At 47.4% G+C, this 25738-nt stretch carries 26 protein-coding genes; 8 read left to right on the top strand and 18 right to left on the bottom strand.

Annotation, left to right across the window (positions count from 1 at the left end; genetic code table 11):
* The first annotated feature begins 153 nt into the window (after window positions 1-153).
* Together ACYVGO_RS04090 and ACYVGO_RS04085 are read left to right on the top strand one after the other, a co-directional pair.
* A complete protein-coding gene (locus ACYVGO_RS04090; RefSeq protein ID WP_142770553.1) occupies window positions 154-492 on the top strand; it encodes a PadR family transcriptional regulator in 339 nt (112 codons plus the stop codon).
* Window positions 480-3197, top strand: a complete 2718-nt coding sequence (locus ACYVGO_RS04085; RefSeq protein ID WP_460967703.1) for an ABC transporter permease — start codon at window positions 480-482, stop codon at window positions 3195-3197. The genes ACYVGO_RS04090 and ACYVGO_RS04085 overlap by 13 nt, the downstream gene beginning before the upstream one ends.
* Window positions 3198-3450: 253 nt before the next feature.
* Here ACYVGO_RS04085 and ACYVGO_RS04080 read toward each other — a convergent pair whose 3' ends face one another.
* From ACYVGO_RS04080 to ACYVGO_RS04070, 3 genes are all read right to left on the bottom strand, one after another.
* Complete coding sequence (locus tag ACYVGO_RS04080; protein WP_142770552.1) at window positions 3451-4032, bottom strand: hypothetical protein; 582 nt, start codon at window positions 4030-4032, stop codon at window positions 3451-3453.
* The gene (locus tag ACYVGO_RS04075; protein ID WP_142770551.1) at window positions 4022-4534 is read right to left on the bottom strand and encodes an RNA polymerase sigma factor; all 513 of its coding nucleotides are present in this window, start codon (window positions 4532-4534) and stop codon (window positions 4022-4024) included. The genes ACYVGO_RS04080 and ACYVGO_RS04075 overlap by 11 nt, the downstream gene beginning before the upstream one ends.
* Before the next feature lie 397 nt (window positions 4535-4931).
* Window positions 4932-5273, bottom strand: coding sequence for a LytR/AlgR family response regulator transcription factor (locus ACYVGO_RS04070; protein ID WP_460967701.1), 342 nt, complete (start codon window positions 5271-5273; stop codon window positions 4932-4934).
* Window positions 5274-5633: 360 nt separating this feature from the next.
* Here ACYVGO_RS04070 and yiaA point away from each other — a divergent pair, with 360 nt between their 5' ends.
* Window positions 5634-6032, top strand: coding sequence for an inner membrane protein YiaA (gene yiaA, locus ACYVGO_RS04065; RefSeq protein ID WP_142770549.1), 399 nt, complete (start codon window positions 5634-5636; stop codon window positions 6030-6032).
* A gap of 286 nt (window positions 6033-6318) precedes the next feature.
* Here the strand turns inward: yiaA and ACYVGO_RS04060 are convergent, their stop codons facing one another.
* The 3 genes from ACYVGO_RS04060 to ACYVGO_RS04050 form a co-directional block, all read right to left on the bottom strand.
* Entirely contained in the window at window positions 6319-6633 is a 315-nt protein-coding gene (locus ACYVGO_RS04060; protein WP_460967699.1) for a hypothetical protein, read from the bottom strand.
* A gap of 1595 nt (window positions 6634-8228) precedes the next feature.
* Entirely contained in the window at window positions 8229-9338 is a 1110-nt protein-coding gene (locus ACYVGO_RS04055; protein WP_460967697.1) for an alkene reductase, read from the bottom strand.
* A gap of 105 nt (window positions 9339-9443) precedes the next feature.
* Window positions 9444-9713, bottom strand: a complete 270-nt coding sequence (locus ACYVGO_RS04050; protein WP_142770546.1) for an ArsR/SmtB family transcription factor — start codon at window positions 9711-9713, stop codon at window positions 9444-9446.
* Window positions 9714-9788: 75 nt separating this feature from the next.
* Here ACYVGO_RS04050 and ACYVGO_RS04045 point away from each other — a divergent pair, with 75 nt between their 5' ends.
* The 3 genes from ACYVGO_RS04045 to ACYVGO_RS04035 all read left to right on the top strand — a co-directional run bounded on the left by ACYVGO_RS04045 (window position 9789) and on the right by ACYVGO_RS04035 (window position 12395).
* Window positions 9789-10382, top strand: a complete 594-nt coding sequence (locus ACYVGO_RS04045) for a hypothetical protein (protein ID WP_460967696.1) — start codon at window positions 9789-9791, stop codon at window positions 10380-10382.
* 325 nt (window positions 10383-10707) lie between these two features.
* Window positions 10708-11259, top strand: coding sequence for an RNA polymerase sigma factor (locus ACYVGO_RS04040; RefSeq protein ID WP_460967694.1), 552 nt, complete (start codon window positions 10708-10710; stop codon window positions 11257-11259).
* Window positions 11260-11369: 110 nt separating this feature from the next.
* Window positions 11370-12395 carry a sensor histidine kinase gene (locus tag ACYVGO_RS04035; protein ID WP_460967692.1) on the top strand — a complete coding sequence of 342 codons (1026 nt, stop codon included), beginning with the start codon at window positions 11370-11372 and terminating at the stop codon, window positions 12393-12395.
* 36 nt (window positions 12396-12431) lie between these two features.
* Here the strand turns inward: ACYVGO_RS04035 and ACYVGO_RS04030 are convergent, their stop codons facing one another.
* The 7 genes from ACYVGO_RS04030 to ACYVGO_RS04000 form a co-directional block, all read right to left on the bottom strand.
* Window positions 12432-12836, bottom strand: coding sequence for a LytR/AlgR family response regulator transcription factor (locus tag ACYVGO_RS04030; protein WP_168207723.1), 405 nt, complete (start codon window positions 12834-12836; stop codon window positions 12432-12434).
* A 438-nt stretch (window positions 12837-13274) separates the two neighbouring features.
* Window positions 13275-13670 carry a hypothetical protein gene (locus ACYVGO_RS04025; RefSeq protein WP_460967690.1) on the bottom strand — a complete coding sequence of 132 codons (396 nt, stop codon included), beginning with the start codon at window positions 13668-13670 and terminating at the stop codon, window positions 13275-13277.
* 13 nt (window positions 13671-13683) lie between these two features.
* The gene (locus tag ACYVGO_RS04020; RefSeq protein ID WP_460967688.1) at window positions 13684-14568 is read right to left on the bottom strand and encodes a universal stress protein; all 885 of its coding nucleotides are present in this window, start codon (window positions 14566-14568) and stop codon (window positions 13684-13686) included.
* A gap of 14 nt (window positions 14569-14582) precedes the next feature.
* Window positions 14583-15452 carry a universal stress protein gene (locus tag ACYVGO_RS04015; protein WP_460967686.1) on the bottom strand — a complete coding sequence of 290 codons (870 nt, stop codon included), beginning with the start codon at window positions 15450-15452 and terminating at the stop codon, window positions 14583-14585.
* Between the two features lie 176 nt (window positions 15453-15628).
* On the bottom strand, window positions 15629-16402 hold the full coding sequence (locus ACYVGO_RS04010) for an LOG family protein (RefSeq protein WP_460967684.1): 774 nt from the start codon (window positions 16400-16402) through the stop codon (window positions 15629-15631).
* Window positions 16403-16716: 314 nt separating this feature from the next.
* Window positions 16717-17217 (bottom strand): hypothetical protein, encoded by a 501-nt coding sequence (locus ACYVGO_RS04005; protein ID WP_460967682.1) that lies wholly within the window; start codon window positions 17215-17217, stop codon window positions 16717-16719.
* Window positions 17218-17243: 26 nt separating this feature from the next.
* Window positions 17244-17678, bottom strand: coding sequence for a pyridoxamine 5'-phosphate oxidase family protein (locus ACYVGO_RS04000; RefSeq protein ID WP_460967681.1), 435 nt, complete (start codon window positions 17676-17678; stop codon window positions 17244-17246).
* A gap of 185 nt (window positions 17679-17863) precedes the next feature.
* On the opposite strand from ACYVGO_RS04000, the gene ACYVGO_RS03995 reads away from it, so the two are divergent.
* Window positions 17864-18697 (top strand): universal stress protein, encoded by an 834-nt coding sequence (locus tag ACYVGO_RS03995; protein WP_460967679.1) that lies wholly within the window; start codon window positions 17864-17866, stop codon window positions 18695-18697.
* Between the two features lie 153 nt (window positions 18698-18850).
* Here ACYVGO_RS03995 and ACYVGO_RS03990 read toward each other — a convergent pair whose 3' ends face one another.
* From ACYVGO_RS03990 to ppsA, 5 genes are all read right to left on the bottom strand, one after another.
* Entirely contained in the window at window positions 18851-19297 is a 447-nt protein-coding gene (locus ACYVGO_RS03990) for a 5-fold beta-flower protein (protein ID WP_142770535.1), read from the bottom strand.
* 79 nt (window positions 19298-19376) lie between these two features.
* A complete protein-coding gene (locus tag ACYVGO_RS03985; protein WP_460967677.1) occupies window positions 19377-20498 on the bottom strand; it encodes a DUF6544 family protein in 1122 nt (373 codons plus the stop codon).
* Window positions 20499-20519: 21 nt separating this feature from the next.
* Window positions 20520-21512: a 2-hydroxyacid dehydrogenase gene (locus ACYVGO_RS03980; protein WP_460967675.1), complete on the bottom strand. Its 993-nt coding sequence runs from the start codon at window positions 21510-21512 to the stop codon at window positions 20520-20522.
* Between the two features lie 129 nt (window positions 21513-21641).
* On the bottom strand, window positions 21642-22331 hold the full coding sequence (locus ACYVGO_RS03975; protein WP_460967673.1) for a hypothetical protein: 690 nt from the start codon (window positions 22329-22331) through the stop codon (window positions 21642-21644).
* Between the two features lie 12 nt (window positions 22332-22343).
* A complete protein-coding gene (gene ppsA, locus ACYVGO_RS03970; RefSeq protein WP_460967671.1) occupies window positions 22344-24740 on the bottom strand; it encodes a phosphoenolpyruvate synthase in 2397 nt (798 codons plus the stop codon).
* Window positions 24741-24910: 170 nt separating this feature from the next.
* Between ppsA and ACYVGO_RS03965 the strand changes: the two genes are divergently transcribed.
* The gene (locus tag ACYVGO_RS03965; RefSeq protein WP_460967669.1) at window positions 24911-25738 is read left to right on the top strand and encodes a universal stress protein; all 828 of its coding nucleotides are present in this window, start codon (window positions 24911-24913) and stop codon (window positions 25736-25738) included.

The following is a 25738-nucleotide window of genomic DNA, read 5'->3' as shown; positions in this document are numbered from 1 at the left end:
GATACGTGTCCAAAAATGGACAGATTCCCATCCAGTTTCGCCCTAAAATAGCCCTTTTTGAGTAGGCAGGCCACGGATTGATAGTTGGTCTGGTATTTGTACGACAAAATCTATACTAATATTGAACGCAATTTATTTCAACCACTTTTCACGATGAAACGAGCCTTTTTAGGAGAGCTGGAAGAAGTCGTTTTACTGACGGTAGCCGCTCTACAGGAGTCGGCTTACTGTGCCTCCATTACGCAAACCATTGACCAGCAAATGGCCCGTAGCATCAGCTTTCCTACTGTCCACACCACCCTGCAACGGCTGGAAGAAAAGGGATTCGTCTCTTCCGAGATGGGCGGAGCTACCGCCGAGCGGGGAGGTCGTCAAAAACGCCTGTTCACGGTAACCACGGCTGGACAACGAGCGCTGATCGAGTGTCGGCAGATGCGTAGCCAATTATGGGATCAAATTCCAACGCAAGTTGTACAGCTATGGGGCGCTTGACCAACGGCAACGAACACCATTCCGGGCCGCCACGCTGGGCCGCCTGGCTGCTGAATCGATTCAGCCCGCCCGGCCTGGAAGACGAACTACAGGGCGATTTACTGGAAATGTACGCCTACTGGGTGAAGACGATAGGCGCATCGAGAGCCCGTTGGCACTATATACTGGCGGTACTACGCATGATTCGCCCCTTGGCCCGGCCCAGAACTACCCCGACTTACGCTAATTCAAACCCGGAATCGCTCCGGCATACCAGCTTGCCACCAGCGTACCAGAACACATTCATCCTACAACCCGCTATGATTCAAAATTATTTTCTAATCGCCTGGCGTAATCTGCGCAAGAACCGCGCTTACGCGTTCATCAATGTAACAGGGCTGGCCCTCGGCATGGGTTGTGCACTGCTGATTTTTGCCCTGGTGCGCTACCACTACCAAACCGATCACCACCATCGGAACTTCGACCGGATCTACCAATTTACCTCCCGATTTACATCATCTACGAATGAACTCAACATTCAGGGCATCCCCTATCCACTCGGCCAGGCGGTCCGCACCGATTACCCCGGTATTGAACGGGTGGCGATGCTGGAAGAGTGGTACTCGCCCCTGGTAGCGGTACCCGTTGCGAATGGGGTCGATAAGAAAATCAAGGATAACGACTACAAGGGCGCCTTTGTTGAACCAGCCTACTTCAAGATTTTCGACTACACCTGGCTGGCGGGTGGGCCTGATGACCTTCGCCAACCCGGCACGGTCGTGATGAGCGCCGAGATGGCTACCAAATGCTTCGGTACAACAACCAGCGTTGTTGGCCGGACGGTCCGGCTCGACGCCCGTATTCCGGCTCGCGTAGTCGGTGTGTTCGCCGACTATCGGGACGATACCGATCTGGCATATTCGATCATGGCCTCCTGGGGATCACTTAAGGAGCAGCTCGGCATGCGTCCTGAAGATGAACCTTTTGACAACACCAACGGCAGTACCCACTGTTTCGCCCTGTTCAACGACCGCTTCACCGTCTCGGATTGGAACCGGAATCTGCTATCGTTCATCAAGAAATATAATCCGAAGCAACTTAAAGGAACCTCCTATCCAGCTATCCCATTCAGCACCATGCACTTATCGCCCGAATACGGCGGGGTAAGCCGGGGATTGTTACTATCGCTGGCATTGATTGGCCTGTTGCTGGTGGGAACAGCGAGTATCAACTTTGTGAACCTTGCTACGGCACAGGCGCTCAACCGGGCCCGGGAAGTAGGCGTTCGGAAGGTATTGGGAAGTACCAAAACGCAGCTATTCTGGCAATTCATGGGCGAAACAACCCTTATTGTCGGTATAGCCTTCGTGTTGGCGGGAGCCTTATTTTGGTATGGGCAAACGCTGGCCCACACCTACCTGCACGGCCCATTCCGGTTTACATTTTACTTTTCACCCGCCGTGATCGGGTGGTTAGGCCTACTGGTGTCAACCGTTATTCTGCTGTCGGGCCTGTATCCGGCGCTGGTTGTGGCGGGTTTCCGACCTGTGGTAGCGCTAGCGGGACGACTCACCACGCAGCAAGTGGGCGGGTTTTCGCTCAGACGGGGCCTGGTGACAACCCAGTTCGCTATTTCACAGATGCTGATCATTGGGTTGATCGTGGTGGCCAATCAGCTCAGCTACGTTCGGGCTAAGGACCTGGGCTTTCGAAAAGATGCCATTCTGACCGTGAGTCTGCCCAACACACCAACGCAGGACCTGAGTAAACTCAGTACGTTCCGTAACCTGGCGACCGCTCTACCCGATGTTGGCCAGTTCAGTTACTCGATGGGTGGACCTCCCCAGTCCGGCTGGTCCAGTCAGACTAGGGTTCGTTTCGACACTCGTCCCAAAGAAGAGCCTTACGGACCCCAGCAGGCCTGGATCGATGCCAATTATGTGGGCGTGTATGACCTCAAGTTAGTGGCCGGGCGCAATATACAGCCTTCTGACACAGCCCGCGAAGCGCTCATTAACCAAACATTTATGCACCAGCTGGGCTTCAGTCATCCGAAGGACGTATTGGGCAAGTTCTTACATAAAGAGGGCTTTGCACCCCTGGAAATCGTGGGTGTGTTGACTGATTATAATCAGTCGGATCTCAAGCAGCGGATCAATCCGCTATTTCTGACCACGCTCGCCAGTGGCTACTACTCAGCCAATATTCAACTGAACGCTGCGAACTATAGTCGGGCGTTGGCTCAGTTAGAGCAAGTGTACAATCAGGTGTATACCGACAGTTTTTTCGAACCATCATTTGTGGAGGACCAACTCCAGAAGACCTATCTGCAGGAGCAGACGATGGGAAGGCTGATCAACTTTTTTGCCGGGATTGCCTTGCTCATTGGCTGTATGGGCTTGTACGGGCTTGTTTTGTTCATGGTCGTGCAACGAACGAAAGAAGTTGGCGTGCGCAAAGTATTAGGAGCCAGTACCGGTAGTATTTTGTGGCTGTTCAGTCGGGAGTTTGTGCGGCTAATTGGTATTGCTTTCGTTCTGGCCGCCCCCGTGGCGTGGTGGGTAATGAACGGCTGGCTAAACAATTTTGCGTATAAGATTTCGCTCAGTCCGCTCATATTTCTGCTGGCATTGCTGGCAACAGGAATCGTTGCCCTGCTAACAGTGAGTTTCCAGGCCCTCAAAGCATCCCTGATGAACCCGGTAAAAAGTCTGCGATCCGAGTAAAAAATAGCGCCCGTCCAAAATACTCGTCTGGACGGGCGCTATTTTTACTGGTTACTACGGAAAGGTCGCTAAATGTAGGGTTCAATAAACGATGGCAAGTCCATTCTGAAAAGAATAAAACCCACTCCCCCAGTTCAAAACATCGACTCACAATTTGTACTTTTAGTTGAGTACTGGTTTAGCATGCCCGTATTGGTAAACCTGTCAATCTGGCTTAACTAGCTGAAACGTGACCGCCCTGGTATGCCTAAACTCAACCAGTAATCTCTTCTTTCTCCAATTTTTTTTGTAGCGATTCCAGCTCTCGCTTTTTGTTGGTATAAACCCGATGTTCCCATCCACTGGCAAAATAGGTTAGGGCAAAAAACGCCAGAACACCCAGTGCTAGCCAAACCGATTTACCACCTTCCCAAATACTTAACAGGCTAAGGATTCCAATAGGCAGCGTATTCCAACGCATCAGTTGGGAAAGATGTACCTGGTAAGTTGCCATCGAGACTGCATGATTCAGTTCCCCAAGCATAGAGCGATCAAACTCATTTTCACCTTTTAGCCTGCGAAACCGACTCATCAGAACATACAAGGCAGTAAGAAACATCCAGGCAGCCATGATATAGAGAAAAAGGCTCTCTGAATGCTTGAAAAAATTAATTCCAAGTATCAAACCCCCGGCAATGCTATTCACGAAAAGCAAGAGCAATTCACTGATAGTCGTGATATGGTGAGCCTGGTTCTTTTTTGCCAGAATACGCTTGTGTAATGCGTTTTCATTGATAACCCACAGTGGTTCTCTGGTCTGGGAATCCCAGATTTTTTGTAATTCGTCAAATTCCATGACAATCCTGTTGTTTAGATTTAGTGATAAGCTGTTTTTTAATTCGATTAATTTTTACCCCAACATTTGATTCCGAGATTCCCAGTATGCCAGCCATCTCTTTATAGCTAAACCCATCTAGCAGGAGTAAGGAAATAGAACGATCAATTTCATCGAGCTTATAAATTTCCTCATAGAGCCAGGTCAGGCGCTCATCCATCTCAATGGTACTCTCTTGCAAAATAGCCTGGATGTGATCAAGTGTTTCTTGAGATTGGGTATGTTTTCGTTCTTTACTAAGCCATTTAATAGCCGTATTTAGCGCGATACGGTACATCCAGGTAGTATTGGACGACTGCTGTTTGAAAGTTGGAATGGAATGCCATACTTGAATAATGATCTCCTGGAACAGATCATCCTGATCCATAGCTGTAAACGCATAAGCCCGTACTACTTTAAAAAGTAAGGCCTTATGCTGGCTTAGCCACATCTCAAAAATATGGTTCTGTTCTAGTTCACTCATGACACCACGTATTTACCTCATTAGTACTTATCATGGTATGAATTCTTACAAGAGAAGAAAAAATTACGATTTATCGTCACAAGCAACGGCACTCTATTAGCGCTGAATTACTTCTCTTTTTTGCTCAAATTGGCTTAGGAACAGGTCATTTCAGACTACTTTAGGTGCTTTTCTCAGCCTGTTATGGCTACTTCAGAGCATGATCCTTTATAGAGGCCGGATATAGAAAAGGCCCAGCTAGTAAAAAGCTGGGCCCTGGTACCTGGGGGTTAGTTTGAAGATGATCAGTAGACAGCCAATTTCTACAATATATTTCGTGTAAAGACTCACACTTAGAGTTAATTTTTGTTTGTATCGCCTTACAGGGAAACAATCGCCCCTGAAAACCAGGCTCGTATCAGCTTCTTCCAGGCTTGCCAACTTCTTTACTTACAGATTCACCCATGCGTCGCAATTTAAAAGCGACTCGCTGAATCCTGCGACGGGAAATAGCAATCTGGACACCCGTATCCATTGTAATATAAGCTATACCAGGAGAGACACTGACACAATCCTTTATATACTTCGGGTTAATCATGGCACTCTTGCTAATCCGCAAGAAAGTAGGATAGCCTTCCTCATACCACTTTAGCGTGTGGCTGGTGAGCTCAACAGTACCGTTAGAAAAATACAAATTGCTGTAGTTTCCATCACCGAGCGCATACATAATCTGATCAGTATCCAGTAGTTGTTTTCGCATAGAGGGAGAAGTATAATATTAGTTACCATATGTACGAAATCGGAATTACATTCGATTTCGCATCTGAGCATTTTTGTTTACCCTATAGCCTACCTTTTATAAGAAACTTCAGGTTTTATCGGCGTACGATATGTGCCAATTGTAGCTTTAAACCATCCTATTGTTGCCTGAAAGGACCTCGTTAAAAGTTTTCACTAACCGGCAGCTTCTCACTCATTTAATTTTGTGATAGCAACTAACAGGTAGTCCTGGAAGCACCTTCAGGAGTTGCCTTTTAGTCAAGTTGCGCCTTATACAGATTTTCAAATCAGGACCAGTGAGTACTTCTTTTTTGCACACATTAAACAGAAAACATCTCGTATGAATCAAAAAACATCAGCCGCCTTTGTAGGCGCTTCATGGGTTGCTCTGGGAGCAGGTATGCTCGGTTATTTAATCGGGCTTTGGCGATCCGATATGCTTCTAAATGAAAAGGGCTTCTATTTCACCGTTTTAATGTTTGGTATTTTCTCGGTGGTATCTGTACAAAAAAGTGTCAGAGATAGACTAGAGGGTCTCCCAGTCACTGATATCTATTATGGGATCTGTTGGTTTTCAACCATATTATCCATTACCCTATTAACAATTGGTCTATGGAACGCAACACTTCTGCCCAGTGAAAAAGGGTTTTATGCATTTGCGTTTTTGCTAGGCTTGTTTGGAGCAATCGCGGTTCAGAAAAATACCAGAGATAATCAGGATTTCTCAAAGAAAGAATGACTTACTTCCTGCTTATCAGGCACTCTTCAATTTAGTTTCGCGGAGCAGTACCGGCCAGTCAACGAATGCGCATCCAGCACCCTTAAATCATATTTCCCTGACTATCAACCCAATGGAATCCATTTGGGGAAGCACTAATAAATTCATGTTGCCTCTACACTGGCCTGTATTAACTCATTATATTCTAAGCATACACCCCAGGCTCTATCTAGTAGGATAAATTCCTGGGTGTATGCTTAGCCAGTTACTTCTCTTCGGCTACCTACAACAGGAATCATGTATATGCTTACAGGAGTCGAATAAGCCGCAAATCGCCGTCCAGCTTAAAATACCCGCGATCCAGAAATCCAACAATAGCCTTTAGTTTTGCTTCAAATGCTGTTTCGCCATAGAACACAGCACCAACACCAACAATATGAATATTAGTCTGCCCTGCCCGACCTCGTGCCTGTGTAAGCAGTACTTCGGGTTTATAGGGGCTGGCAACGTACGTATCACAAAGTGCTGCATATTCTGCAAGAATACGGTCACAGTCCGTTTCGGACAGGAATTCGATGCCGTGGCGAGGAAGTTGGTTTTGTTGCTCCTGAATTCGGTTCATGGCTGCAATCTACCAATTTCAATCATAGCGCGTTAGCCAATTTTTCAGACACGCTCATTAAGTGTATAGCTATAGCTTAGGTAATTAATTGCCATATACCTTCCAAAGCCAGCCAGAATAACCATGCCGAAATAGCAAATACCAGCGTCCAGGGGCCGGGAATAAGCAGCGCTTTCTTCTTGATTTCCATGACAGTAAGCGGATAGTCAGGCAAAAGTCAGGGCATAGGCTATAAGAGCTTAATGAACATATATAACCTATACGGTCGAAATTTGTTCGCTTTAGAAACGGGCTCTTTTAGGAAAGTTAACAGTTACAACCGCACAAGCCTGTTACAGCCAACGCCTGATAGCCAATTGGTAATGTCAGTAAAATAACTAGGCCGCCCGTTTTTGTGAAGCACTCCGGCGTATTGGAATCACCAGCGTTTCGTCAATTCTGGTCCACATCCACAAACGGGATCGAGAATGTAATTGTGCAGATGGGTAGGTAAGAGCATCATAGTCTATCCCAGGATGAATGAATCGGCAGGCGGAATGAATTGGCCTGGCCCTGAGATGAGCATCCAACTTTACCAATGAGAATGAGCAGGCGCAATAACGCCAGCCTCCATATCCAGACCAGAGAGAACCCGTCACGCTGACAGGAACTGTGCAGCAGTAACGATTAGGAATAACAAAGAGCAGTGACCTCGTCTTGGTTTCCATAATTTTCAGTGTAAGACTTATCTTCATAAACCGCCCGACAACAAAAAAGATTTAATAGTACTAGAGCCTAACTATAGTTTAACCCATTTTAAATAGTAGAAGCCAGATTGGGTTGGACACGTATAAAAAATGCACCAGATACAGCTTTCAGGTAATGACCCGGCTTGCTTGAAAAAGGATGTAATTAAACGCGCTAATTAATAAGTCCACTGACAAGCAGATGATAAACTGACTTGATTGTCAAATAGAAAAATGAACCCGAGATGAGAGAAACAACAGTCCAGGGACCGGGCATCGGAAGCGATTTCTTATTCATAAAAGTACGGTAGGTAATCTGCCGCGTGGAGCGGTTTGATCTATTAGATGAAAAAAAAGCAAAAAGTCACATTAAGTAGTATACTCATAGTATAATTACCTTATAAATACATCAACTGAGCCTTTCCTGAAACATTACTGGAAGAATTAAATCATGGGCGGCCAGAGCGACTACGAAGAAGTTTTGTCATGAGCCACATATGCATACTGTTTTTCTACGAAGTAAACAGAACAGGAATTTATGCTGTGGAGTAGAGACTATAGGATCATTAAATCAGGGCGAATTGCAGGTCAGCTTATTTGTAAGTTAAGTTATCCACACTTATCCACTGTATTCCGTGGATAAAAATCAAAAATCCTTACATAGACTAAGACTGGCATGTTCAATAGCTGCACAAACGGAATACCCTATACGGTAAGAAGTCCGGATGTTTTTACCAGAAACAAAGCATAAGGAGGCTGAATACCGTACGGTATTCAGCCTCCTTATGCTTTGTTTCTATCTATATACAATTCAACTGGTGCGCTGTATCAAAAAACGCTCTTATAATCCAGCGAATTTGTATTACATGCTTACACTTGCTGCGCTTCAACCAGCGTGGGGTAGTCGATATAACCTTGCTCAAAACCATTAGGGCCTGGTGCATACAGCGTAGCTGGGTCAAGTTGTGCCAATTCAGCCCCCGTTTCCAAACGATCGACCAGATCAGGGTTCGCAATGAATGGACGCCCAAATGCAATCAGGTCAGCCTTGCCACTTTCGAGGTCTTCTTCTGCCCGTTCAGCGTTGTAGCTACCGCATAAAATGATCGTTCCTTTAAACCCATCCCGAATTGCCGCTACCGTAGCCGCCGGTACAGCAGGAGCACCCATACCTGAATGATCAACCAGGTGCAGATACACTAAGCCAAGCTTATTTAGCTCCTCAGCCAGATAAACATATAGGTCATGGTTATCATCGGCATGAGGAAGTAGATCCCCCGCTGCTCCGAAAGGAGACAACCGCAGTCCCACCTTATCGGCGCCGATAGCGGCAATTGATCCAGCCGCTATATCGAGTAAGAATCGCGCCCGATTTTCAATGGAGCCGCCATACTCATCGGTACGTTGATTGCTACGGGCGCTCAGAAACTGCTCGATCAAATAACCATTTGCACCATGCAGCTCAATTCCATCAAAACCAGCTGCAACAGCGTTCTTTGCGGCTTGAATGTATTCTTGAATAGCCGCTTTAACGTCGGCCTGGGTCATCTCCCGGGGAGTAGCGTTAGGCTGCATACCTTCTGAATCCGTCCACATATCGCCAGCCGCAGCTACGGAGGATGGGGCCAGGATTTCGGCTCCATTGGGCATATTGGCGCTGTGCGAAATCCGACCTGTATGCATTAACTGGATAAAAATCTTGCTGCCTTTTCCGTGTACTGCTGAAGTTACTTTTTTCCAGCCATCAATCTGCTCAGCATTGTAAATGCCGGGTATACGGGCATAACCCAGACCATTCGGAGAAGGTGAAGTTCCCTCCGTAATGATCAGACCTGCCGAGGCTCGTTGCGCATAATACTCAGCAATCATGTCATTCGGGATATTACCCAGGGCGCGGCTCCGGGTCATTGGGGCCATTACAATGTGGTTGGCAAGCGTTAAAGCACCAAGCTTAGCTTCTGAAAACAGTTTCTGAGCCATTCTATGTAGTTGTTTTTAGGGGTGAACAAAGCAAAGGCTTTGTTGTAATTTCTCCGTGCTAACAAATCCATATATTTAAAAGTTTGGATGAATAAAAGAAACTAATTAGCCCAGGGTATCTAAAAAAGACGTTAACTGCTGAATGGCCTCTTTATTTAGCTGCAAATGCACCGTGCGGCCCTCCTTAGACGCATTCACTAAACCGCTATCAATCAGTTGTTTGATATGATGAGAAACGCAAGGCTGCGACAGACCTACCAACTCAATCACCTCAGCATTAGTCAGCGTTTTTTTCTTTGTCAATTCAATCAGAATTGACAAACGTGATCTATCGGCCATTGCCCCAGTCGCTTTTTCAATAAATTTACAGTCCATGATAGCCTTGACGAGTACGGTTATTGTAAAACTAACAAATTTTGCCGGGTGATAGTGCACAGCCTCAACGTATCGATGAAACAACTCTATTCCCTGATACTCCTGGCCATCCTATTTCCCAACCTGAGTAATGCCCAGTCGGAAGTGTATAGACTAGGCAACTACCAGATTGGCGTAACTACACCTGATTCTCTTCGGGGAAATGAGTTTAAGGAAGATGAGCAATCGTATGTTAAAGGGACAATAGCCCTACCCTGTACTCATATTCGGACATTTACCGCATTAACGGTTACAGTTTCCGGCATTGCGGTGTCAACCCTTTCGCTGGCCTTTTATGACAATAGACTATTTAGGATTTCCTGCGACTACAGCGACCAGCTACAGAAAATGTTTAGCGAAAGCCATGGCAAAGGCACCGCTAAGCCAGCAGGCAGGTTTTCATTTTGCGGTAACCATAAGCCTATGTTGATTTGGGGTAATGTATGGCAGGCTGATGATCAGGTAGCCTTTGTTGTTCGTAGCAAAGGCTATAACGCTGATTGTGCGATGCAGGAAACCAGTAAACTGATAATAGCTAGTCAGCGGCTTTCGGCCCTGGCATCTGACTGCGAATTAAAAAATATGGACCCTTCCGTTGACGAATTTGAGAAAATGCTGAGGAATCCCTAGCTACCAATAACAGCCAATACCGTCAAATTTTAATGCTGAAACGTAGTGTTTTCGGCATAGCCTATATTGAAAAATTACAAATTCTCAATTAGTACAATCTACTAATAAATAGCACGTACTTTTACTTAAACCTATGGGTAAACAGCCCTTATTCAAATCTAAAACAACACTTCAGGTTTATCATTCAAATTTAATAAAGACCGACCACTTAATAGATTTGTTATATTTTCTCCTAGTATGAGGCATCTCAAAACAGACTATATACGTATGTATATCTATTCCAAAGTAATTACTCCCGTTTTGACGAATACACCACCCGTAAATTATGCACACTTCTTTAACAGACGAAGAAACGATTCGTCAATTGTTACCGAGTCAACCTAATCAATGTTTCGAGACGCTATATTCTCGTTATGTCAATAAAGTCTATCGCCGGTGTCTATCAATGACTAAGGACGCCGAAAAAGCCGAGGATTTTACCCACGACATCTTTTTGAAAGTATTCAGCAAGCTGGATGCATTTCAGGAACGATCAAGTTTTTCAACCTGGCTTTACTCAATCGCTTTTAATTACTGCTCAGATCAGCTACGACTAGCCAAGCGATTTAGCTTCGCTCCTATGGAAGAAGGTATAAACCAGGCACTGCCCGATTTACAGGAAGCTCAATTGCATGAAGAAACCGTTTTGGTTGTGAAGGAGGCAATGGCAACCCTTTCTGTTAACGAGCGAACCCTGCTCCGCCTAAAATACGAGGACAGTATGAGTATTAATGAACTAGCTGAGCTCTATAATCTCAAACCTAGTGCAGTTAAAATGCGTCTGAAACGGAGCCGGGAAAAGGTACAACAGTTCTGTGCCCAACAATATGGCCATTAGGCGACCACTAAACTCCGCCTTTACCAGGCTTATCGTAAGGATTTTTGCCACGTTGGCCTCTTGATAGAAATACGTAATTTTGAGTAGCCGACATTGGCTGCTCCTCTATCATGAAGCTACCAGCATATTCAAATTATGACTCGCTCCTGCAAGTCATTGTGCTGCCTATATATGTTAGTGTTTTAAACTGGCTATTGATCGGCCCTGCTTATTGGCAAAACTGGGTAACATTTGGATTAGCTACAGGCATCACCCTGATTCTTTCATTCAGCAACTGGTACGTCAATAATATCATTTCCCTGAAAGTACTAAGTCTGTATCCTGACCCCAGCGAATATATGCGTCGGACAATCAGGATGTTTGTAGCCTGTGCAAGCAGTTCATGCGTGCACGTTACGCTTATTTACGGCATTTACTACACCATTAAACTACCTTATGCTGGCTTTTCTATAAATCAACTGGGGCTGGCTTGGCTCTTTACCATAATCCTGGTCGGTATTGTTGTCATTACGTACGAAAGCATCCATAATTTCGGTCATTGGCAACAGTCGCGTCGCGAAGTCGATACGCTTAGCAAAGCCCAGTTACAGGCTCAACTCGATACGTTGCGGCAGCAGGTAAATCCACACTTTCTGTTTAACAGTCTTAACTCGCTCATTTCACTGATCGGCGAAGACCCTCGCCAGGCGGAACTCTTTGCCGAAGAACTTAGCTCCGTCTATCGGTACTTGCTTCGTAGTAACGAGTCGGGGTTAACCTCTTTAGCTAGCGAGCTTGAGTTTATCCAGTCCTATTATCACCTGCTTAAAACCCGTCATGGCGAAGCACTGATTCTGGATATCTGTATTCATGCTGGTACTGAAACCCGTCAACTCCCTCCCCTAACGCTGCAACTGTTAATTGAGAACGCCGTAAAACATAATATTATCCTACCCGACCAACCGCTGACTATTTCTCTAAAAACCACTGATCACCAGTTGGTTGTTAGCAATAATTTACAGCGCAAGCCCAGCCGTACGTTCTCGAACGGTATTGGTTTGAATAACATCCTGGCCAAATATCAGATGTTAGGGCAACCTGCTCCGGTGGTCGAAGATGATGGACTGGAATTTCGGGTTACACTACAACTAGTATAACCAACGGTGCAGGCAGCACTTGTAAATCCAAATCGTTTACTTTACAGAGTTGGTGGGTCGATGAAAGTCAAGCTGACGACGAAGGATAAACCACCGACGACGTGATACGGGCAGAATTACACCCGTAACCAGATAGAACACAGGTCCACTTGCGTCGCATTCTACGCGTTCAATAAACTTGCGATTAACCATGTGGTGGCGATGCAATCGGATAAACCAGCTAGCCGGTAGTTTATCTTCAAATCGCTTTAGCGTGTACGGAACCAGTATTCGCCGACCGTTCGCAAATTGAAGCCAGGTGTAATTTAATTCGCCTTCCAGATACACCAGGTCAGCTACAGACAACCATTGTGCCCCACTACAATTGTCATAGACACGCAATGGTGGCCAGTTAAGTAATTCAGACGTAATCCACTGCCCGCGATCTACATAAAATGCCATAATGCTGAGTAATTTATCAGTTGCACAAAAAGAGCGATGGAAAACGTACACAGAGCTTCTATGCATCCAGTACATTTCCAGTACATGATAATACAAAACCAATGCCAGTCCAGACGAGAACTACAAAATCTATGGGCTCAATTACACTTGATTACAAAAACAGCTATATACACGCTTTGTTAAGATACACTAGTCAAGACGAATGTTTACTCAGGTATCAATTAGGCCTGATTAAGCCGGGGATTGGCACATAGGCAATCCGTTAACTACTAACCAGTTACCCTCTAAACGATGCCGTATATACGTATCCTCATGCCAGCGGGATTGCCGGGATGTGTTTTTTCCTCCGATAGTTATTAGACGGTCGTTTTTTAGCAAAAAAAAATCCCGGTAGCTCATTTGGAGCTACCGGGATTGTGGCAAATCAATATCTATACATCAGAATGTTGGCTGAGCAACAATATAGTTTCGAATTTCGGCTTTAAACGTCCGAAAATCGGCGTGAAAGCTATCCATTTCCTCACGGAGGAATTGATGATCCTGGCGGGTTCCTGTATCCAGAACATGGTCAAACCGTACACCGGCAGCCACTTCAGAATCAATGGTCTGCATCTCTTCCAGTAACCGGTTGATGAGCCTCCGAAAATGGTGTAGCTGACTAATTTCAGCTTTCCAGGTCTCATCATCCGTAACAGCTGGGCTCATGCCCTCACCTAAAGAGCCCAGCATATCCTCCCAAAAGTTAACCTCCTGAATGGCTAGCGATAATTCATTGCGCCAGATTCGGTGTAGCAAATGAACCTGATTGAGCTGTCGATATTTTTCTGTTCTCATAAGAATTGGTCAATTAGAGGTAAGAGGCAAATGGAGTCGTTTCCAGTTCCGACGTGGGTTTATCAACTGGGGTAGCCGTGACTGAATCATAAAGTGCCAGTAGAGGTACGCGTGGATGGTAGGCTACTGAGCGAGCTACACTTTTATTTCGCAGTACATCAAAGAAACTTTTGTGATGGGGTAGCATCACCAGCATATCTACCGTATGAATGTCTAGATAGGAATTAATACCCTGTAGTACATTCTCGTCGTGAATCGTATAGGTATCCGTTTGAAGATTCTCGAAAGCACTTACCACGTACTGGCGGCTCAGATCCGAAACCGGAGGTGTGTGCTGCTGAGGGTTTTCGATGGTCAATAGCGTAAGTTGCGCTCCCTTTCGGCTAGCCAGATCGTTCAGGATATCAAACGATTCCGTGTCATTGACGGAACGATAGTCGGTGGCCAGCACCACATGTTCAAGTGGCCGGATAGGAGCCGTTGCGGGTATAACCAGCACATTTGTTTTGGCCGACCGAATCATACCCGTAGCCACACTACCAACCAATTCACTTCGTCCAAAACCAGTTGCTCCTGTTACAACCAGATCAAAATGCTCTTGGGTAAGTAGTTCCTCAACGGCTCGTTCCGGACTACCGGGGATGACCAGCGTCCGGTAGGTGTGGTAATCCGGCACAGGCTGCTCCCTAATAGTATATTGAAGAGCCTGTAGCGACTTCTCGGCCGACTCCCGTTGTTCGGCCAGGAGGAACACACCGCTATACCCTACCTCTGGCTGGAGAGGAAACGTATGGAGTAAACAGAAATCAGTTGCGGTATCGGCAAAAAGGGCTTGTGTAAAGGCAATAGCATGCTTTGAGGCTGCAGAGAAGTCGGTTAGTACTAAAATCTTATACATGGTCGTGTGCGTGTTTATAAAGCGTAATCTAAATTTGAAAGGTCTTCAATAAGCCGGGGCTGATCACTGCTCCCATCATCGTAAAGAGTAAGCATAGGTACAGGAGGCATGTAAGCCAATGAGCGGGTAATGCTTTTGCCTGTCAGAATATCGTTCAACCCTTTGTGTTTTGGAATCGTCACTAACAGATCTACGGAATGCCCGGCCAGATAATCGTCGATACCCTTTCTGGCATCGGAAGACTGCAAACGGGCCACGGTTGGCTCAAGAGGGGCCAGAAATTGCCGGATACTAATTTCCCGTTCAAGACGGATGGCCTTTTTACCTGGTGTATCAATCGTCAGTAACGTGAGGGTTGCTCCTTTAAGCGATGCAAGCTCTTTTACAGGACAGAGCAGTTTACAGCTCTTCAGATTAGCAAAGTCAATAGCGAGTACAATCCGACGTATGGGTTTACTAACCGCATCGAATGGCACCACTAATATGTTTGCATTTAATTGACGAATCAATGTTGTAGCGCTATTGCCAAATAACTCATTGGTACCATCTTTCTTCGCTCCAATGACCAGTAAATCATAGGCCTCTGCGTCAAGATTTTGCCGGACTACATCAATCAGCTTACCTGGCATTGCCGATGAGCGGAACGTATGCCAGTCGATAGCGGGTTGTTTGCGTAACTCGGTAACCATATCCCGTAACTGGCTGATAAAGGCAGTATGCACCGTTTCGGCGACGTGCCTGGGGCTATAAAAACCATCAGCTTCTACAGGATAGACACAGAGCAGATGAAAATCGACGACGGTATCGCTAAAAAAAGAACGGGCAAATTCAAGTGCTTTGTGAGAGGCTTCCGAAAAATCGGTCAGCAGAAGAATCTTTTTCATGCGTTGCTAAGCGGTTAAAAGCAGAAAATGACCTCACAAAGGTGGCCGACGAACCCCGCCCAATGTATGATGTCCATCAGGTGAATTACTGATAGAATTCAGGCCCGCAGCAGACTGTAAAAGCGACTGATTAGCTCAGCTATTTTGCGGGTAAATTGATCCGACCAAGTCTATCATCAGACCCGCTCCAGTAACCACCAGAGTGGTTTCCGGCGGGGAATTATTTTGTAATTTTCCTGCACATACGTCTGAATGTGCTGCTGAGCTTCGGCAACATCATCCGTAAGGCAAACCAGCTTCAGGTCTTTCTCGCTGATGGTTCCTACCCGAATCATTTCCTGCATATACTCCAGCAGAGGCTGGTAATAGTCGCGGCCCATTAGGACCACAGGAAAGTGATGAATCACGCCCGTTTGCACCAGTGTCAGGGTCTCAAACAGTTCATCCATTGTTCCCCAACCACCTGGCATCACCACAAAGGCGTAGGAGTACTTTAGCAGCAGCACTTTCCGCACGAAGAAGAAATTGATTGTTACACGGGTATGCAGATAGGGGTTTGGCTGTTGTTCGAATGGCAGACGAACGTTACAGCCGACCGATCGCCCGCCGGCTTCAAACGCCCCCCGATTAGCGGCTTCCATCAGCCCCGGCCCACCGCCCGTCATCACCGTAAAACCCAGTTCCTGGATAGCACGCCCCATCTGGCGAGTCAGATCGTAATACGGATGCCCTTCCCGGAAACGGGCCGAGCCAAACACCGTTACACAGGGGCCAACAAAATGCAAGGTGCGCAGCCCCTTAAGAAACTGCCAGCCAACCTGAAAAATAAACCGTAGCTCAGAACGTCGGTCTTTAGGCCCCTCGAGCGATTGGCGGAGTGTGTCATCCAGCAGGGGATGGATTGGGGGGCGGGTATTCGGACTCGCCGGGGGCTGTACTGGCTTAGTCATAATCGGTCGTTTTATCAACAAAAAACCCCGTAACGAAATCGTCGCGGGGTTTGGGTCTCCCGTTCCCTCTTTAAAACTAGTGTCCTTTTTTAGTAATCCCTCGATCTACTAAGGTGATGTAAACGTACAGCCCTTGCCTCTGCCGGACTCTGTTCCAGATCAGTACTGCCGCTGATTTTGATCAATTTGTAGTTAAAATAGATTTAATCCAGTAAGCCATGACCCCTGCGTTACTAATCAGTAAGATTCGATAGCCATGAACCGATTCTTTTTTCAGTACGGCAGAATCTATAGAACCGTTTTAGATATCGACTTCAGTCAACGGGCAGAAAAACCTGATTTTTCTTGACTACCTCGTTGATATGTTGATTATTTCCGTGGGAATAAAGTCGGTAAAAGGCCACTGCCATAAGTAATGTGGCTGGGAAAGCCGATCCTAGGCCAAGCGGAGCAATGGCCAGACAGAAAACAATTCCACCCAGGCACCCCCCTCGAAACCAACGCCCTTTCATAGCCATTGAGCCAGCAATGAGAGCCTGCCCAATGGCAATACTAAGCACCATTGGCTGAACAATCGTCTCGAAGGGTCCGAGAATGAACCGGCTATAAAGCGGAATGGCATAGTCCGCATAGCTTTGATATACCCAGGGCGTATCGAGAACCGTGCGGGTATTAACGAAGGCCGCACTGGCAAATAAGAGCCCAAACACAATTCGGGCAACAGTAGGCCATCGGTAACTGGCAACGGCCTGCCCCACAGAAACTACATTGGTAACAACGTACGCAATCGTAATAAATGAATCGAGCGTTTCCATGATTGATAGAAGAAGATAACAGGTGGTTATTCCTTGATTTCGCTTCGGCCCGTTTTGCTGAGAATACGAATACGATAAACCACTGTAGGAGGTGGGGTTACCGCTTCTGATTCATGTTGCCCATCCTGGGATTGTTTGACGGGTGCAACCCGCCCCGGCCCAAGCCGCTGTTCGGCGTATTGCCGTTCATCGCCATGCAATTCTTCATATATGCCCTGCACCACTACGCTACGCCAGCAGGAAGGGCTGTACACATCGTCGACTTCAAAGCAGACGGCCGGATTCTTCCGAAGCATGTTGATTTTAGTTCCCTCATGCGTTTGGCCATAGATCGCATGTCCATCATAGAGATAAGTGACGGGTATAACCAGAACCTGCCCATCGGCAGCACAGCCAAGGCGACCAAAAAACTGAGTACTCAGCAAATAGTCTGTCACTTCGGGCGATAGGTCACGTAACATGGCGAATAGCAGATTTAGGTAGCAGACCAAAATTACGCCCCCTTATGTGTGTACATACAGAGTTACGTCAGGCAGCTAAATGACTTTACTCATCTGATGAAAATCAGCTAGTTAGCCATCATTTATCAGTCAATTCTGAGATGTAAACAGGTTGCTTTGCCTGGTCATCCAAACAAATCCTACGTATGAAAACCATCCTTGTTCCTACCGACCTTAGTCCTCTCACCGACTCAGCCTTATCGGTAGCTGTTAGCCTGGCCCGAACCTACGGGTCCGAAATTAGTTTACTGCACTCGGTAACCTACCCGATGATGATGCTTACGCCTACGTACGCAGAAGCACTACCTATTGTCACAGAAAGTACCTTGGCTGCTTACGAAAAAATTGAGCAGAATGCCTACCAAAGCTTGCAGGCATTGGCCAATAACCCAGCCTATGCTGGCGTTACAATCACCCCAACCTTACTTACCAATGGGCAGGGACTGGTAGGTGCCATCACCGACCAACCGGCCGATCTGATCGTGATGGCCTCGAAGGGCGCATCTGGCCTGGAAGAGTTATTGATTGGCTCGAATGCAGAAGCCGTTGTTCGGTATGCCCATTGCCCGGTACTGGTTATCAAACATCCCATTACTCATTTCCAACCCGAAAACATCGTTTGTGCAGTCGATGTAGACGACCGCTTGAAATCTAAACACCTTTACCCATTTCAGATGGGCGAACAGGGTTTACATCAATTTCTCTACATCATTACCCCAACCGATAACCGAGACCCAGATGGTGTACGTGATTGGGTAAATGAGTTTGCCTCAACCAAGGGAATCACCGAATTTGAGTTTGTGACCCGCCACGCCCACAATGTACCCGATGGTATTATTCAGTATGCTGAGGAAACAAAAGCAGACCTGATTGTTCTGTTCACACACGGCCACAAAGGCTTACAGCACCTCCTGTCGGGCAGTGTGGCGGAAGACGTTCTGAATCATGCCAGCCTACCTGTGCTCATTATGCGCGCCTAGCGCTTAGCTGTTGTTCGTAGATGTGGCTTTAGCCCGTGTATAGATTAGCACACGCGCTAAAGCCACAATCTGCAACAGTAAAGCCGCCTGTGATATTAACTCATCAGGCGGCTTTATTTGTTAAGTGGTTCCTGGCACAAAACCACCTGGTCTTTATTTACGACTCATATGGGTATGTTGATTTTGAAAGCAATGGAGGGCACACGCAAGGGATTTATAGCTATCGTGGACGTTTCCGATTTTCTTACCTTTTGCATCAACAATGTCGCAGGTTTCGTCGGCGTTGTCCTTGACCGTGAATACAAGCTCCCCATTGATATCATAGTAAGTTTTCCCGTCCTTCCCGATTCGGCCCATTTTTTTACCCGTTTTCGCATCGACTAAATCGCCTTGCCCATCCACAAAGGCTATTTTCTGCCCATTGGCATCCTTAATAATCTTGTCTTTGCTTACCAGTCCAATTGATGTGCCTTTACTGTCTTTAATCTGCCCCTGGGCGTTGATGCTCATTGGCTGTTTGTAATTGGGCGATTGGCCCAAAAGCCAGGATGGCAGCAGCGCGATAGCCACCAATAGAACCCATTTTTGTGCGTTTTTCATAGTACTGATTTGGTTAAAAATAAACTTGATTCACGAACGTAGGATTGCTTTCTGGCTCCTACACTAGCCAATATTCAGGTTAATACAATACGGGGTAATTGTAGTCGATATCCGTAATCTCCCATTGGTAATAGTCAAAATCCCCAGTGGGTAGCCGCCAGATAACATCACCTTTTACAGGAATAACCACGCCATCCATTTCTTTCCAGTCACGAACGGGGATATACCATTTTTCTAATTTCCCATCTTTACCACCGCCCATGTACCGATTGGCCGATACGCTGGTAAGTCGATGCTGTTCATCAAAAGCAAACACGGCGGTAGCCGATACGCCCTTATAGCTCATTGTTGCCTGGGCATGTGTTGCATCTATAGCCCGCCACTGTATGAATGGACTAAGCGCTGCCGAAGGAAACCAGCACATTTCGCCCAGATATCGTAGTAAGGTTCCCTGATCGGTTTTCGCATCCGACGCATTGACCACAGGCACTAATGACAGCGCCTTAATCAGCATATTTCCCTTCCCATCGGCGTATTTATCCCGACCCGATAAGGGCAAAAACGGTAGCATGCGTACATCAGCCTCCCAAACAAACCCCGGCTTATCGACACCAAAATACTGCACTGCTTTTGTTGGCATCCATCGGCCTTCTGGACTCGTACGCATCAGACCAGTCTGCCGCAGCCGCACGGTATGGACGCGCTCTTTCCCAACTATTCCGCTTGCCTGTAACCATTGTTGCACAGGAGTGGGCAAGCCGTTGAGCATTTTCGGTGTAACCACACGCTGATCATCAGCAGGCTGTCTAAGCAATTGACGAACTTCCCGGTCGGCCTGCATCTCAAAGCGATCGTGCGAATAAGCTAATACCAGTACCAGAGCGATACCCACATTTACCAGTGTACCAGCGTGTGCATCCGGCCAGTAAATGATAATGAGTACCTGCGAGAGTACGACACTAACTCCTGCAACAAGCAACCACCAGTCACGTTGGAGCAGACAACTCACCATGGCCAGCAAAAAGCCCAAACAGACAAGAAGCCATAGGAGTCCTAACAGTTTAGACGTTTCGTTGGATACATGTATCCATGATTTACCACTAAGCTGGCTTACGGTGGCTAACTGCCACTGTTTCAGGAATCCCAGGACATGAAGAAGGCCGTGGGCCATCAGCAACATAGCAACTAACGTACGAAGCATAGGAGTACACCATAGGGATGATTAACACATGGACGCTTTCGTAACCAGCGACATCTGCTGGTTTTCGTAGAAGCTGAACTGGTTCAGTAAGCTCCGGGCAATTTGTTGCTGGGCATCTTCGGTTAAAAAGCCCTGATGAGCAGTCAACAAGACCTTAGGATGTTTGCGTAGTCGGTTCAGTACGTCATCAGCGATCGGTCTGTCCGAAAAATCGTAGTGAAAATAGAGTCGCTCCTTCTCATACACGTCAGCAGCATAACCACCTAGTTGCCCGGCATCCAGCGCATCAAGCACGGCAACCGTATCAACCAAACGCCCCCGGCCTGTATTGACCAGAATAGCCGTAGGTTTTATAAGAGACAACGTATGGTCGTTGATGAGGTCTTCGGTCAGGGGCGTAAGCGGGCAATGGAGCGCAATTACATCCGATTGGTGAAGAAGCTCTCCCAATGAAACATAAGTCACGCCCGTTTCCAGGAGTCGGCGATCAGGATTGATATCGTAGGCCAGCAACTTACAGCCAAACCCCTGCATGATACGGGTGAATGCCCTGCCAATATGCCCCGTACCAACAATACCAACGTTTTTTCCGTGTAAGTCCATACCAATCAGTCCGTCGATGGCAAAGTTACCGGACTGTACCCGCTGGTTCGCTTCGGGCAGGTGCCGTATCAGGCCCATTAACAGAGCAACGGTATGTTCGGCCACGGAATAAGGTGAATAGCCAGGTACATTTATCAGGTTCATACCCAGATCACTAATAGCCAACTGGTCCACATTATCCAAGCCAACACACCGCATACCAACAAGGCTGATTCCCAGCTCTTTCAATGTTTTGAGAACAGGACGACTAAGGTCATCATTCACAAAAACACATACGGCCCGGTGGCCTTCTGCCATATGAACGGTTTCCAGCGTTAGCATTTCGGGAATGTACGTGATCTGATGATGAGCGCAGTACTGATCAAACCAGGTTCTCTCGAAAGGCAATGCACTAAAAAAGGCAATATCCATAGAAATCACGTCTAGATCTTGACATACCAAAATTGGCTTTTCTACCGATAGTAGCCTATGATATGGCTCAGGACTCAACCTGACTTTACACAGGCTACACTAAAGCTCCTTCAGGAATTCTTCTAGCGTTTATGGATGCCGAAATCCCCCTCCGCCAATGCCCAGTGTAAGAAAAAAACCGTGGGGTGAATAGGTAACCGGCAATAGTATGGTGGAGCCGCTTCGATCACCATGCCACTCATTTGAAGCCGATGCCAGTCGATACCCCGCCCGAATACGTAGCATCGGCCCGGCATACAGGGTTGGATCGGAACCCGTTTTCAAAACAAGCCAGTCGATGGTTATGCCCACGTCGGTAGCAAAACCATCGAGGGTGTGGGTTGTAGTGAGGCCACCTGTCGGAGTCGAGTTGACGTTAAACGAGTTAATTCCTGGCGCTACAATGGGGTACAGTTTCGTTCGTTTCGTATGCCACACAATCCAGCCTACCCAGATATGCGCATTTGATGCCGATGATTCGATGGCTGTTTGGGCGCTTACATCCTGAACGCGCTGGTTGATGAACGCGGAGACACCGGCTCCCACTAACCACCGATTTCGACGACCATAAATCTCGGCCCCCAGCATACGATACAGGTCGTTGCCAAGTGGATCTGCGGTGTTACTCACCCGCTGAACCGCATTGGCCGCCCCTGGCCATACACCCAGCCCCCCGTAGAAAAACCCAGCCCCACCCCGTACAGACTGCCCCATGCTTAGCATTGGCAACAGAAATACAAGGAGTAGACTATAAAACCCTTCCTTTTTCACTCTATTCATTGGAGTCGCGACCTAGACTGAATTTAGAATCAACCTCGTTTCTGCGTCGTGGATCGTTGTCAGTCCACGGAGGAAGGCATCGGGTGTCAGCGATAGGCTATTGATTCCTTCTTCGGTCAGAAACTGCGCAAAATCCGGATTGTCGCTGGGCCCCTGTCCACAGATCCCCACGGGGCGGTTAGCATGGCGCGCTTTTTTGATCAGCATCGCAATCAGATCACGTACGGTTGGGTCGTTTTCGTTGAAAAGCCCCTGTACTGTAGAGGAGTCCCGGTCAACGCCCAGCGCCAGTTGGGTCAGGTCATTAGAGCCGATGGAAAAGCCATCGAACAGCTCCGCAAAGGCTTCGGCCTGCATAATATTACTGGGAATCTCGGCCATAACGTAAACTTCCAGCCCATTCTCCTGCCGAGTAAGGCCGAATGTATCCATGACGGCAAGCACCCGTTTGCCTTCTTCTACAGTCCGGCAGAAGGGAATCATCAGTTTCACATTCACAAAACCCATCTTGTCGCGCACCCGTCGCATGGCCTCACATTCCAGTCGGAAGCCATCCATGTACCGTGGGTCATAATAGCGACTGGCACCACGCCAGCCCAGCATTGGATTTTCTTCCAGAGGCTCGAAGTCGCACCCTCCCAGCAGATTGGCATATTCGTTGGTTTTGAAATCACTCATCCGAACAATAACTGGCCGGGGGTAAAAACTAGCCGCGACCAAGGCCACCGACTGAGCCAGTTTGTCCACAAAAAACTCCTTCTTATCCTGATAGTGCCGCGTTAGTCGATTAATCTCATTTTTGACGGCGTCATCGGTTACCTGATCGAAGCGAGCCAGGGCCATCGGGTGAATGCCAATGGCATTCGCGATGATAAACTCCAGGCGCATGAGGCCCACCCCATCGCTGGGTAGTTGCGCCAGCCGAAGTGCCTGCGAGGGGTCGCCCAGAATCAGCATACAGTTAGTTCGGGGTTTGGGCAGGTCTATTAGGTTAATAATCTCCTGGGTAAATGGAATAGCCCCTTCATAAACAAACCCCTCCTGCGCATCAAGGCATGAAACTGTAATGGTAGCCCCATCTGGAATAACCTCGCTGCCGTTATTGGTCCCCACAACCGCCAGTGCCCCTACCTCCCGGGCTACAATAGCCGCGTAACTGGTTCGGCCTCCCCGGTTGGTGATTATGGCTGATACCTTCTTGAGAATCGGGTCCCAGTCGGGCGTAGTGATATCGGTGACCAGGATGTCGGTCGAGCAGATTGACGCAGGTACATCTTTGGGCGAGGCCACTACCCGGGCGGTTCCCGTTACAATGCGCTGACCAATACCCTGGCCCTGCGTTAATGCCTTAGCCGGTGCCTGTAGGTGGTATTCTGTGAGTTGGGGAGCTGCTGCACCAATGCTGGTAATGGGCCGGGCCTGCACAATGTAGAGTTGTTGATCAATATAATCTTTAGCCCATTCGATATCCATGGGTTTGCCATAGTGCTGCTCAATCAGTAAGGCCCAACTAGCCAGTTGGTTCACCTCGCTATGCGTCAGTACTGGCTGTTCCCGTCGTTCCTGTGGCGTCTCGATATTTACCGTTTGCTTCGTTGCTTCCGTTGAGTCAGCGTAGACCATCGTGACCGACTTGTCTCCTAGTTTCTGATTAACAATGGCATTGGGTATCCGATTGATAGACGGTTTAAAGACGTAAAATTCATCGGGGTTGACATTTCCCAGCACTACATTTTCGCCCAGTCCCCAACTACCGGTAATCAGCATCAGATTGGCGTGCTCGGTATCGGGATCGACCGTAAAACACACCCCGGAAGATGCCTGATCGGAGCGAACCATTTTCTGTACCCCTACCGACAGCGCTACTTTCAGATGATCGAATCCGTTATCCTGACGGTATTTGATAGCCCGATCGGTAAACAGCGACGCGTAACAGGCCTGACAGGCTGTTAATAGTTGCTCTTCGGTTTTAATATTCAGGAAGGATTCGTGCTGACCGGCAAAACTGGCATTAACCAGGTCCTCGGCAGTAGCACTACTACGGACCGCTACCTGAATAGTCTCCTGATAATGCCGTTTTAACCCATCGAATGCCTTTTTTATGGCCTCAACAATGTTGGGGGGCAGCGTTGCCTGCTGAATCAATGCCCGAATCTGGCTGCCAATTGTGGCCAGATTGGTAAACCCCTGTATATCTAACTCATTGACCAGTTGCTGAATGGGCTCTTTTAATTGGTTATACCGGATAAATTCAAGGTAAGCCTCAGTGGTAAGGGCAAACCCATCGGGAATGCGAACGCCATAGAACCGGAGCCCATTAAATAGCTCACCCAGTGATGCATTTTTACCACCAACCTGAGCAATCATGCCGTTATTGATCTGGCTGAATCGAAGTACCCACGTGTTCATAGCTGTAAGCGGTTTAAGATACGGCTGCAAGCTAAACAGGGTATACTCGTCCATAGATGACTCCTCTTAGGCAAGACATTGATTATAATCAAGTTACCATCTGCCATCAATCAACTAAAATCAACAAAACAAAGAGTTGCTTTGGGGCATAAAACAAACTTGTACTCATTATGAAGACGATTCTGGTTCCAACTGACCTAAGTCTAAGCACTCAGTATGCACTCGATGTGGCTGTCAGTCTGGCACGCACCTATCAGGCCGAACTAATTTTACTCCACACGGTGCTTTATGAGTTGATCCCCCAGGCGGCTGCGGAATATTCTCCAGAGCTTTCAGTCGCCATGGCAGAAAACTACCAGGATGCCCGTAAAGAAGCAGAGGCAGCCCTCCGGAAACTCATTGCGAACCCCCGATATGCTGGCGTAACGATAAAACCCAAACTGGGTAGTAATTTAGATGGGCTGATTCGCTGCATCAATGAGCAACCCGCCGATCTGATTGTACTAGCCTCAAAAAGGGCATCGGGACTAATGGAATGGCTGGAAGGCTCCCACGCTGAACTTATTGTTCGGTATGCCAGTTGCCCGGTCCTGGTTGTAAAGCAACCTATTGCCCACTTCCAGCCTAACCATATCGTCTGTGCAATCGACATAGATGAAAAGCTAAAAGAAAGCCATTCGTATCCCTTTCTGCTAACAGACCAAGGTCTCCGCCACTTTGTGTACGTATTGACACTCAGTGATAGCCGACAACCCGAGGGCATTCGGCAATGGGTAGCGGACTACGCTCTGGCAAAAGGAATCAGCCCGTATACCCTCGACATCTGGCATGATAAAACTGTACCGGCTGGCATTATCAAGTATGCCGAGGATGTAAACGCGGATATGATCGTGCTCTACACGCATGGGTACAAAGGCCTTCGGCACTGGATTGAGGGCAGTGTTGCCGAAGACGTCCTGAATCATGCCAATCAGCCTGTACTGATCTTGCGAGCCTAA

Source organism: Spirosoma migulaei, assembly GCF_054776855.1.
This window is presented reverse-complemented; position numbering and strand designations above follow the sequence as displayed.